Raw genomic sequence first — 11,425 nt, forward strand, 5'->3', positions numbered from 1 at the left:
CATTGAAAATGATATTCGTACTATTAGTACAGTGAAATAATACTTCAGTTTCGTGTAATGCAATATATATAGGACAGCAACAAAGGATAATATTTAAATTAATATCCTGGAAATAAGTTTATCTGCGAGTCGAGTCTCATCCTGACAAAAAAATCCGTTGCGATAAATAGACAATAAGTCTACTGTGGACAATATTTCCACATAATGAGACTGCCATGTCTATTACTACTGAAATCACTCCCCTTCCCGGTATGGCACCGGGGACACAGCATCAGCTTACCATTCACAAATTCAGCGGCGGCCAAAGCGGTCGCAGTGCCTATATTCAGGCAGGCGTTCACGCCGATGAACATCCGGGTCTGCTGGTTATCCAACATCTTCTTGAGCGATTGCAGGAAATAGAGCAAGCCGGCGACCTCTTGGGTGAAGTCGCTGTTTGTCCTTTTGCGAACCCGGTCGGCCTCGGACAGAACATCTTTGGCTATGTGACAGGCCGTTTTAATCTGGCCAACGGTGAAAACTTTAATCGCAACTTCCCGGATATTACGCCCGCCGTTGAGGCGATGATCGCTGAAGGTGCAGCCAGCCCACTTTCTTCTGCAGACATTAAACGCCGATTTGCCGAGGCTATTGACGCCATTCCGGCGCACGACACGGTAGCGACCAATAAAAAACTGCTGCTCAAAGAGGCCTTGCGCCACGATATCGTGCTGGACCTGCACTGTGATACCTCTGCCACCCTGCATCTTTATGCAACGCTTCATCAGCAGGAGCGCGCCGTGCTGCTGGCCGGATGTATGGGAATTGAAACCGTATTCCTCGAAGAGCAGGCCGGTGGACAGCCGTTTGACGAAGCCTTCGGTAAACCGTGGAAAAAGCTGACCCAGGCCGGTCTCGCCAATCCGCTGGACTGCGGCTTTTCAACCAGCGTCGAGCTGCGCGGTCAGGCTGACGTCAACGATGAAATGGCGCGGGCTGATGCCGAAGGTATTTTGCAGTTCCTGGCCCGCGAAGGATTGCTGCGCCTGACGCCCCCCCTTGCTCCTTTAGCCCAGGTCGAGACCTATCCGCTCGAAGGTGCCTCGCATTTACAGGCACCGGCCATGGGATTGCTGGTGTGGAAAAAACGGTTGGGCGACACCGTCAGTCTGGGCGAGTTAATTGCCGAAATCGTGCCGATAGAGGCATCCCTCGGCACGCCGAGAGTGCCGGTCTACAGCGACATAGACGGGAAAATTATCGTACAGCCGCTTTTCAAAATGGTCAGGACCGGGCAGCGCGTGGCGTTGCTGGCGGGGAAAACGCCGCTTGCGCACCGCAAAGCCGGACAACTTTTACAACACTTTTAATCGGAAGAACCGCCATGAGCCTGACTAAAGATTCTCTGAATACCCTGGCCGACGCCATCCTTCATGCGCATCAGGCCTTGCGCCCGCAGGTTGCCGTAACGGCCCTGACCCACAGCGCTCCGCTGTCGGCGCTGACCGGCTGTGAAGTTTTCTTGAAGTGCGAGCACCTCCAGCATACCGGTTCATTTAAGTTTCGTGGAGCCAGCAACAAGGTTCTTGCGTTGACCGACGAACAGCGTAAGAAAGGCGTGATCACCGCCTCATCAGGGAATCACGGTCAGGCACTGGCGCTGGCGGGGCTTCGCGCTGGCGTGCCGGTCACGGTTTATACCACCACCAGCGCGTCCCCCACTAAGCTGGCGGCCGTCAAAGCCTTTGGTGCCAAGGTTATTTCTCTCGATACCGATCCGCTTAGCGTCGAACTTGAGGCGGCAAAACAGGCGCAGCAGCAGGATACCCTGTTCGTCTCACCTTATAACGATCTCGATGTTATTGCCGGGCAAGGCACGGTTGGCGCGGAGCTGGTCGAACAGCTTCCCGACGTCGATGCGGTATTTATCGCGGTCGGCGGCGGCGGCCTTATCTCCGGTATCGCTGCGGCGCTGGCACACTTAAAACCGGGCACCGACATCATCGGCTGCTGGCCCGAGAATGCACCCACCCTGCAACGTTCACTCGAGGTCGGTGAGATTATCGAGATGGAAGAAGAAGAAACGCTGTCTGACGGCACCGCGGGCGGAGTCGAACCGGGGAGCATCACCTTCCCGCTTTGCCAGCAGTTGGTGACTCAAACCGTGCTGGTCAGCGAGCAGGAAATCCGCGAAGCCATGAAAGCCGTTGCGCGCTTTGAGCGCTGGATGATTGAAGGAGCCGCGGGCGTGGCATTGGCGGGTGCCATCAAGCTGGCGGCGCAGTATCAGGGGAAAAAGGTCGCAGTCGTACTTTGCGGCCGCAACATATTGCTCGAGAAATTCATTGGAGCCATTCAATGAAAATCTATCAGCAGACGCAGATAGTCGGCGCGATAGACATGAAAATCGCCGCCGCCCGCATCGCCGAAGGCTTTATCGCCTATTCTCAGGGCCGCGTTCAGGTGCCACCGGTACAGAATTTTAGCTTTGAGCAGGCCAACGGCGACTGCTGCGTTAAATCCGCCTGGATTGAGGGCAGCGAGACCTTCACCGTGAAAATATCAACCGGCTTTTACGATAACCCCGCCAAAGGGTTAGCCAGTAACGACGGGTTGATGCTGGTCCTTTGCGCCCAGACCGGTGCCCCCAAAGCCCTGTTGCAGGATGAGGGTTGGCTGACCTGCATTCGCACCGCGCTGGCAGGCCAGATAGCGGCAAAACTGCTGGCCCCTTCGGTGATTACCGGCATCGGCATTCTCGGCTGCGGCGTGCAGGCGCAGATGCAGCTGGAGCAGCTCGTGCCGCTGACTGACTGTCGCAAGTTAACCGTCTGGGGCAGAAATCCGGCCGCGCTGGAGGCCTATCGTCAATTCGCCGACTCGTTGGGCTTTAGCGTAACCACCACGCAGGATGCCCGTGAGGTGGCCCAAAACGCCAATCTGATTGTGACTACCACCCCGTCACGCGAGCCGCTGTTGCAAAGCGGTTGGATCCAGCCTGGAACCCACATCACGGCGGTAGGGGCAGACGGCGGCGGCAAGCAGGAGCTAGATACCCATCTGGTCGCCCGCGCCGACGTCATCGCGGTGGATTCGGTGCAGCAGTGCAGCCAATACGGCGAGGTCTCGCATGCAGTAAAACAGGGGTTGATTGTCGGGGAACAGCTGCTGGAACTGGGGCTGTTGCTCGAAGGCAAAGTGCAAGGCCGCGACAACGATCGGCAGATTACGCTGGCCGATTTAACCGGCGTCGCGGTGCAGGACGCACAGATAGCCGGCTATGCCATGCAGGCCTGCGCCGAGGCGCTGCCCGGCCTCTGATGACAATGGGCTATTCTTCGCGCAGGGCCTTGACGTATTTATAGACCGTGGCCCTGCCCATCGATAGCACGTTTGCGACATAGTCGTAGGCGCTTCGGCCTTCAAACGCCCGCTCGTGATACAGCGCCTCAACCAGTTGGCGTTTATCCTCCCGACGTAGCCCGTTGAGACTCAGACTATTTTTATGCAGCCAGGCGTGCAGGAAGGTGTTGATACGCTCCTGCCAGTCGTCGCGGAACAGCGCTTCGGGCTGCGGCATGACTCGACTGGCCTGGAAAAAAAGATTCAGCGCATCGCGCGCCTGTTCCAGCACCGAATAATTTAGATTGATGCACAGCGCCATCACTGCCTGCCCTTCGCCGTCGCGCAGGATACTGGTAATAGAACGCATACGCTGCCCATCCCAATTAAGCTTCTCGTAAGGACCGATGCTTTGCGCCGATCGCGGATCGCTGTGCAATTCGTCGAGCGCAGAGTCGTCGCCAATTTTTCGCTTGGAGAGATTATTGGCGATGTGCACCACCTGCTGTGTTTTCAGGTCATGCAAAATCACCTCGGCGTGAGGGAAAAGCAGCGTCGCAATACTGTCAGCGATAGTTTGATAATTGGTGGGCTGAAACGCGTTTGCGGTGCTCATAATCTTTCCCGAGGTTGGCTAGAGCAATTGATAATACAGTATAAAAGATTGCCTCAACATCCCGGCCGTTATCTGGCATTTTTCCCCGTGCAGAATTCCCTATTCCGTCATCGCGCTGAAATATAATTGTCATTGTTATGTCCTATGGTCGAGATAACTCAACCGGAGGACATTCTATGTTCAGCATGGACCACGTACTTCAGGATCTTGCCCCGCAGCGTAAAACGCCTTCATGGCAGCTGAATCTATTGAAACAGCTGTTCCGCGAGAAAGAATTTCAACAACTTGCCGAAAACAACCGCCATCTTAAAGGCGTTGACATGGTCGAACAAATCCTCGACTACTTCCAGATTCGGTGCGAACTTTCCGACCGTTGCCTCGAACAGATCCCCAGTTATGGTCCCGTGGTGATCGTCGCCAACCATCCTATCGGTACGCTCGAAGGGCTTGCGCTGCTCAGCGCGGTTGCGTCGGTGCGCGCCGACGTGAAAGTGGTCGCCAATCGCCTGCTTTCACAGATTGAGTCGTTCAGCAGCCTGATGATCCCCGTCGACAACATGGGCGGCAATCGCACCGGACGAGCGCAAATTTCGATGATGCAGGAACATTTGGAAAATCAGGGCGTGCTGATCCTGTTCCCGGCGGGTGAAGTCTCACGCGTCACCTCAAAAGGAGTGCGCGACGGCCGCTGGCACAGCGGTTTCGTCAAGCTGGCGGCCAAGACACGCGCCGCTATCGTGCCGGTACATATCAGCGGCAACAACAGCGCACTGTTTTACCTGAGCTCAATGGTTTACAAACCGATTGCCACGCTGCTGTTGGTCCACGAGATGTTTGGCCATCGCGGCAGCACGCTTAAACTGCAGATAGGCGCACGCATTCCCTACGACAGCTGGCACGACGGTCACTCACGAGCGAAGGATCTGGCGGCACGCTTTCGCAAACATGTTTATCGTCTTGGGCAGGGAAAGCCCGGATTATTTAGAACCGAATCGGCCATTGCCCGTGCTGAAGATCGCGCCGTATTGAAACATGCGCTGGAGGCGACAGAGGTGCTCGGGAAGACGCCTGATGGCAAGCTGATTTATCTTTATCGACGCAACGGTGAAGACTATGTGCCCATTCTGCGTGAGCTGGGTCGACTGCGCGAAATTGCCTTCCGCGCCGTGGGTGAAGGCAGCGGCCGCAGGCGCGACCTTGACGGCTACGACGATGACTATTATCACCTGGTGCTATGGGATCCACAGGCGCTGGAGATAGTCGGTGCCTACCGTTTTATCCCCACCGCCGAGCAGCTTGAAAAGCAAGGCCTCAGCGGCATCTACAGCCAAAGCCTGTTCAACTATGGCCATCAGATGGACCCTATTCTCGCGCAGGGCATCGAGCTGGGCCGCAGTTTCATTCAGCCGACCTACTGGGGAAAAAGAGGTCTCGATTACCTGTGGTTGGGCATTGGTGCCTATCTGGCAAAATATCCGCAGTATCGCTACCTGTTTGGCCCAGTTTCCATTTCAGGTGGCCTGCCGCTGGCCGCGCGTGACCTGTTAATCGCCTTCTATCGCCTTTATTTTGCTCCTTCACTGCCGCTGGCTAGCTCCCGCCGCCCTTATCCAGCGACGCTGCCTGAAGTTCTGGCGCAGTTCTGCGGCGATAATTATTCACAGGACCTGCAATGCTTAAAGCGTCTGCTGGCGAATTTTGGCTGCAGTATTCCGCCGCTTTACAAGCAATACTCTGAACTTTGCGAAACGGGTGGCGTGCAGTTTATTGATTTTGGCTGCGATCCGGCCTTCAACAACTGTATCGACGGGCTGGTACTTGTCGATGTTTCCATGCTCAGGCCGTCGAAATTCGAGCGGTATATCGCGGTGCATCGGAACATTGCCGAATCCACCCCGCAGTAATGCCCCTAAATCGCGGCCAGAGTCACGACTTTGCTGACCGCGGATTGACAGCGTAGAGGGCAGCACTACATTAAGAAAAGAAACGTATTTAAGACCACCTCTCCGTTATGCTGAGGCGTTGTCTAAAAAATAACTTTCTCTCTTCAATGGCGTATGGGGTCCCCATGCATTGTTCGCCTGTCTTTACGCTGGAATTGCAATGAAACTGACTATCCTGATTTTGAGCCTGCTGATGTTGACAGGCTGTGGTACTGGAGCAGCCGAATCTTTGTTTAGAATTATTCCCGTTAACAGCGACATCTGCCCACATGGTCGCGACGTTTCCACTAATCAGTGCAATAATTGAAAAATTTCACCCTCTATCCAACCGCAGCGTTTCTTTGAGGTGGTCCAAAAATGCCCGTGTCAAAGCGGGCAAGTATCGCCTCGAAGGGTATACCGCATAAGTTGTCAGTTCAGTCGGCGCGTAATCTTCCAATACCGGCACCAGTGAACCCGCATCGATACTGGACTGGAAGACAAATCTTGGCCCGTAGGCGATGCCAATATTGTTTAGCGCCGAATTGAGCAACAGCTGCATGTTGTCGGACCTTAGCCGACACCGACCGCTGACTTCAAACCTCTCTCCGCCTTTGCTATAAAGCGTCCAGTCATCGGGTGACGTCGCTTCAGAAAATAGCAACGTATCGTGATGTGCAATATCCTCTGGCCGGGTAGGCACCCCTTTTCGTCGCAGATAATCTACCCCGGCGCAAACCATCATCGGACACCCCGCCAGCCGCTGGGCGATGATAGTCGAGTCCGCCAGATGCCCGATTCTTATCGCCAGACTGATACCTTCGGTAAACATATCCAGATAGTGGTCGGTTAATTTCACCTTCAGCGTCACATTTTCATGCTGCTCAAGAAACTGAGCGATAATTTCGCCGAGATAGTGCTCGCCAAACATGACCGGCGCGGTAATTGAAAGCTCACCTGACAGTGAAATAGCAGACTCGGCCACTTCCTGATTCGCCTGTTCAAGCTCGTCCATTATCTTTCTGCAACGATCGTAATAGTGTTTACCCGCTGGGGTAAGTGTCAGTTTTCGCGTAGTGCGTTGCAGGAGTAAAACGGAAAGGGAGGACTCAAGCGCGCGCAGATAGCGGCTGGCCATCGGCGGCGTAATATTAAATTGTCGGCTGGCGGCGGCCAGACTGCCCTGTTCGACGGTGGCTAAAAATACATTGATAGCGGTGAAATTATCCATCCTGATTATGTACTCTCAGTAAATAGTGCATGACCTTTTCGTCATCTTATCACCGGTTTTTTCGCAGAGTAGAGTAATCGCTCACCTTATTGTGGAGAACCAACATGACTCATCAATCCCCTTCACCGGCGGCCAACAGACCGTTGGAACTGATATTTTTACACTACTGGGGCGGTAGCGCCGCAACCTGGGACGGCGTCATTAATCTGTTGCCCGCGGACGTTAAGACGCATACGCCCGAGTTTCGCGGCTGGGGAGAAAATCACTCAGAGATGCCATCAGATGCCAGCCTTCACTTGCTCGCCGCAGACATAGAGGAATTTATTGCCCGCCGGACTACAGGCCGTTATCTGCTGGTCGGCCATTCGATGGGCGGTAAGGTCGCACAAATTATTGCCGGTTCGCGTCCGGCGAATCTTGCAGGTCTCATGCTGGTCGCACCCGCGCCGCCGACCGCGATGGCGTTATCGGCAGAGCAGCGAGAAACGATGATCCATGCCTATGACTCGGCAGAATCTACCGCGTTTGTGCTCGACAATGTCCTCACAGCGGGCGGACTTCCACACGCAATACGCCAGAAAGCGCTGCAGACATCAATAGCAGGCAGCCGCGACGCCAAAACCTGGTGGCCTAAGGTCGGGATAGGGGAAGAGGTGCTGAAACAGGCCGCCAGTATCGACGTACCCGTCCATGTGTTGAGTGGCGAAAAGGATCGAGTCGATACACCCGCCACCCTCCAGGAAAAGTTAATGCCGCACCTCAGTAACGCCAGACTTGAGGTGATTGAGGGTAAAGGCCATCTTTTGCCGCTTGAGGCCCCGACAGCCATCGCGGCCTCGCTAATGCAGTTTATCGATCTCCTTCTCTCGGCGGATTAATTAAAAGGGGCTTCGCCGGCCAAGACTTTATCGATGATTTTCAACACACCTTCATCATTGTTGGAGACGGTGGTATAGCTCGCTGCGGCTTTTGCAGCGGGCATAGCATTGGCCATCGAGAAACCGAATCCGGCCTGCCTGAGCATCTCGACGTCGTTCCCCCCGTCGCCGAAGGTCACGACCTCGGCGTCATCAATATTCCAGATTTTTTGCAGCATGCTCAATCCGTTGGCCTTGTGACGGCCGGGGATAATCAGGTCGGCAGAGCCGTGACCGCTGGAGACCGGCGTAATGATATGGCCCAGCGCCTCGTCGAGCGAGGTCATAAAATTCGCCAGGTGTTGGTCGTCAATGTTGGTCGCGAACTTGAAAATGCTATCGTCAATTTCCTGATAATCGTTGATTTTTTTCAGCCGAGGATAGTAATTTTTCATCTTCTGATAGAACGCTTCGGGTTGCGACGAAAGAATGTAGGCGCTGTTCTTGCCGCAAATTACCGTATTGAGGCCGGGGATAGCGTCGATGAATCGCAGAATTTTGTCGACCGAATCGGCACTCAGTTCAGCGACGGAGAAGTCTTGCTCTTCATTAACGATATAGGCCCCATTTTCGGCCACAAAAGCGATTTCTGGCGCGATTTCAGGGAAGAAGGATTTCAGCTGATAGTACTGATTACCGCTGGCGACCACGAACTTGATGCTCCGCTCTTTCAGCTGCTGATACTGTGAAAGAAACTTTGTTTTATTATATTTTTTCTGGTCATCGAGAAACGTACCGTCCATATCTACTGCGATTAGTTTTACTGACATAGGTCCTCTCGTCCGTTCAAAAATTAACCTTGATGATAAAAGCTCTAGGTTAAAGATAAAAGAAAAAGGCCAACAATGTGGGATCGTTGGCCTTAAATACATGCAAATTCACGATTATCGTCAGAAACCGTAGCGGATAGCGTCCTTACTTTTCTGCATCAGGCCGTCGATTTTGTCAGAATAAAGCTCAAGCCCCTTACCGTCACCCGCCTGCGAGCATTCACGCCGCTTGGCGTTGTAGGCCTTCATCAACTGCGCCTGTGCAAAACCGGGCTTGCCGTAGCACGCCATGCTCTTCTCCCAGCAGACAATGGCCGTGTCGGTATCCTGCTGTTCCGCATAACGTTTACCCAACTCATTCAGTGCCTTGGCACAGTCCGCAGGTGCCAGGTTCTGTGCCAGAATAGCGTCGATTTCAATCGTCATATCAGCCTCCGTGTAACCTAGTGGAAGAAGTTAAGGATGTGACCAAATACCAGCCCGACGCTTATCACGTCCGAGTCGCTGAAGGTCACGTTAGACAAACCAAATTTACCGAGCAGGGGCAGCAACAGCGCCGGAAGCAACGTGATAAATAGCCCGTGGAAGATGCCACCGATGATAGCCCCGCGACGTCCGCCGACGGCATTACCGAATATTCCGGCAGTGCCTCCAGCAAAGAAGTTGGTCAGCATACCCGGCAGAATCATCGCAAGCCCAATGCTTGGGAACAGGAACATGCCGATGATGGAGCCGATGGTGGTCGAGATAAAGCCGATGATCACCGCGTTCGGGGCGTAAGGGAACAGCACCGGACAGTCGAGCGCCGGGATAGCGTTGGGCACAATGCGCAGCGCGATACCGCGAAATGCCGGCACGATTTCGGCCAGCAGCAGGCGCACACCGGCTAGCAATACATAAACCCCAACCACAAACTGAATGGATTGCAGGAATGCATAAACCAGATAGTTGACGCTGTTGGCATAGGGCGCGATCACCGCAGGTCCGGCGACGGCAGCGGGGATGAGATAAATCGGGATCATCACCACCATCATCGACAGATAGGTGTCCTGCAGGAAGGAGAAGGCCTGCGGCAGCTCGAAATCTTCGGTGCTCTTACTGACGTCGCCGGTTATTTTGGCAACACCCGCCTGGATAATGTAGCCAATCGTGCAGAAATGACCGAGGGCGATATCATCAGAGCCGGTAATCTTACGCACAATCGGCTGTGCCAGAACCGGCATACCCACCGCCATTACCCCGGCAATCACGCCACCGATCAGGATAAGTTCGGTGCCGCGCAGGCCGCCCATATATCCGATAACCGAACAGACGGTTGCCATCCACAGCGAGGCCTGTCCGGTCAGAAAGATGTACTTAAAGCGGGTGAAACGCGCGATGAGAATATTAACGATAAACGCCAGCACCATGATTAATGCCGTTTCACGCCCGAGCGTCTGCTGCGCAATCCCGGCTATTGAGCCGACGTCGGTCACGATACCGCGCATGTTGAAGCCTTTCTGGAATATCTCGCCCAGGAAGGTTAACGTCGCGACAATAATACTTGCCCCTGAAAGCAACACTAAAAAACCGAGCAACGTTTTCAGCGTACCGGTAATGACTTGCCCCGGACTTTTCTTTAAAGCAATCAGCCCTATCATAGCAATCAGGGATATTAAAATAGACGCCTGGCCCAGTACGTCGTTGACAATAAAGTGAAGGAAAGACATATAAAGTCCCCTGTAGAGTTCACGGTGATCGAGCTATTGGGTAAGATATTGTTCTAATAACAGGCTCTGAGTTTTTTATATCACTCTATTTTACTGTTTACTGTTAATACGCCATCAGCCCCATTTCTTGTAACACGGGCGTGAGTTTTTCTTTTATTTCTTTTTTATCCACCAGACGTTTCAGATAAATAATGGTGGCGCTGATATTGTAATGCGCGAACTGTGATCTGAAATTTTCGCCGGTAAAAATAATATCGGCACGCGTAGACGTTGCGCTGGAGATATCGCAGTGAGATAAATCGGCATCAATACCGAGATCTTTCAATGCCGCTTCAATACTCATTTCACAGGCAAAGCTGCTGCCGAGACCCGCACCACATACCGCCAGAATAGATAACTTTTTCATAGGTGTTCCTTGGGTTGCCGTTAATTAATAAGACACACGTCGGATTTCCCCGATGGCATGAGTGCCAAAGGGGGAGACACTCACTAGTACTGCCGAATAGCCTGCAGTACGTCTTCTTTGCTATGGCATTGTCGTAATTTTTGCACCACCTCATCGTCACAGAACAGGTGCGACAGGCTGGCAATCATTTCTATATGTGAATCACTGTCTATGGCCGCGAGGGCGAAGACAATGTAGACCGGATCGTTATCTTCGCTATGAAACTCAACGCCTTCAGAAACAATAACCAGAGAGAGGGCGGTATGAATTACCCCTTCCTCGGGTCGAGCATGCGGCATGGCTATCCCTTCGCCCAGGACATAATAAGGGCCGATTTCTCGGTGCATATCATATATTGCCTGGAGATACCGTGGTTCAACGGCACCCGAATCGATGAGGGGTTGAACGGCTAATGCCACAGCCTGTTGCCAGTCCGGCGTATGTTCAACGATGTTAATATTACTTTCATTAATCCAGTCGGTTAACATATTACC

Annotated in this window: 12 protein-coding genes; 5 read left to right on the forward strand and 7 right to left on the reverse strand. The window is 53.4% G+C overall.

What is annotated here, in order from left to right; all coding sequences use genetic code 11:
* Positions 1-215 precede the first annotated feature (215 nt).
* The 3 genes from BS640_RS21610 to BS640_RS21620 are packed head-to-tail and all read left to right on the forward strand — an operon-like array spanning position 216 to position 3,300.
* The gene (locus tag BS640_RS21610; RefSeq protein WP_084913313.1) at positions 216-1,349 is read left to right on the forward strand and encodes a succinylglutamate desuccinylase/aspartoacylase family protein; all 1,134 of its coding nucleotides are present in this window, start codon (positions 216-218) and stop codon (positions 1,347-1,349) included.
* 35 nt (positions 1,350-1,384) lie between these two features.
* Entirely contained in the window at positions 1,385-2,341 is a 957-nt protein-coding gene (locus tag BS640_RS21615; RefSeq protein ID WP_206024033.1) for a threonine/serine dehydratase, read from the forward strand.
* Positions 2,338-3,300 (forward strand): ornithine cyclodeaminase family protein, encoded by a 963-nt coding sequence (locus tag BS640_RS21620; protein WP_084913315.1) that lies wholly within the window; start codon positions 2,338-2,340, stop codon positions 3,298-3,300. The genes BS640_RS21615 and BS640_RS21620 overlap by 4 nt, the downstream gene beginning before the upstream one ends.
* A 10-nt stretch (positions 3,301-3,310) precedes the next feature.
* Here BS640_RS21620 and BS640_RS21625 read toward each other — a convergent pair whose 3' ends face one another.
* Positions 3,311-3,937 carry a helix-turn-helix transcriptional regulator gene (locus BS640_RS21625; RefSeq protein WP_017492784.1) on the reverse strand — a complete coding sequence of 209 codons (627 nt, stop codon included), beginning with the start codon at positions 3,935-3,937 and terminating at the stop codon, positions 3,311-3,313.
* A gap of 176 nt (positions 3,938-4,113) precedes the next feature.
* Between BS640_RS21625 and olsF the strand changes: the two genes are divergently transcribed.
* The gene (gene olsF / locus BS640_RS21630; RefSeq protein ID WP_017492783.1) at positions 4,114-5,841 is read left to right on the forward strand and encodes a bifunctional ornithine lipid synthase OlsF; all 1,728 of its coding nucleotides are present in this window, start codon (positions 4,114-4,116) and stop codon (positions 5,839-5,841) included.
* Positions 5,842-6,193: 352 nt separating this feature from the next.
* Here olsF and BS640_RS21635 read toward each other — a convergent pair whose 3' ends face one another.
* Positions 6,194-7,090 (reverse strand): LysR family transcriptional regulator, encoded by an 897-nt coding sequence (locus BS640_RS21635; RefSeq protein ID WP_017492782.1) that lies wholly within the window; start codon positions 7,088-7,090, stop codon positions 6,194-6,196.
* 104 nt (positions 7,091-7,194) lie between these two features.
* On the opposite strand from BS640_RS21635, the gene BS640_RS21640 reads away from it, so the two are divergent.
* On the forward strand, positions 7,195-7,968 hold the full coding sequence (locus tag BS640_RS21640) for an alpha/beta fold hydrolase (protein WP_084913316.1): 774 nt from the start codon (positions 7,195-7,197) through the stop codon (positions 7,966-7,968).
* Here BS640_RS21640 and BS640_RS21645 read toward each other — a convergent pair.
* From BS640_RS21645 to BS640_RS21665, 5 genes are all read right to left on the reverse strand, one after another.
* A complete protein-coding gene (locus BS640_RS21645) occupies positions 7,965-8,777 on the reverse strand; it encodes a Cof-type HAD-IIB family hydrolase (RefSeq protein WP_026110655.1) in 813 nt (270 codons plus the stop codon). The two genes, BS640_RS21640 and BS640_RS21645, sit on opposite strands and share 4 nt — an antisense overlap.
* A 120-nt stretch (positions 8,778-8,897) precedes the next feature.
* Positions 8,898-9,203, reverse strand: coding sequence for a hypothetical protein (locus BS640_RS21650; RefSeq protein ID WP_017492779.1), 306 nt, complete (start codon positions 9,201-9,203; stop codon positions 8,898-8,900).
* 17 nt (positions 9,204-9,220) lie between these two features.
* Positions 9,221-10,486, reverse strand: a complete 1,266-nt coding sequence (locus tag BS640_RS21655; protein ID WP_017492778.1) for a PTS sugar transporter subunit IIC — start codon at positions 10,484-10,486, stop codon at positions 9,221-9,223.
* Positions 10,487-10,589: 103 nt separating this feature from the next.
* Positions 10,590-10,892: a PTS sugar transporter subunit IIB gene (locus BS640_RS21660; protein ID WP_017492777.1), complete on the reverse strand. Its 303-nt coding sequence runs from the start codon at positions 10,890-10,892 to the stop codon at positions 10,590-10,592.
* Positions 10,893-10,975: 83 nt separating this feature from the next.
* Positions 10,976-11,419 carry a PTS sugar transporter subunit IIA gene (locus BS640_RS21665; protein WP_017492776.1) on the reverse strand — a complete coding sequence of 148 codons (444 nt, stop codon included), beginning with the start codon at positions 11,417-11,419 and terminating at the stop codon, positions 10,976-10,978.
* Between the last annotated feature and the right edge of the window lie 6 nt (positions 11,420-11,425).

Origin of the sequence: Rouxiella badensis (assembly GCF_002093665.1) — a bacterium.
Lineage (GTDB): Bacteria > Pseudomonadota > Gammaproteobacteria > Enterobacterales > Enterobacteriaceae > Rouxiella > Rouxiella badensis.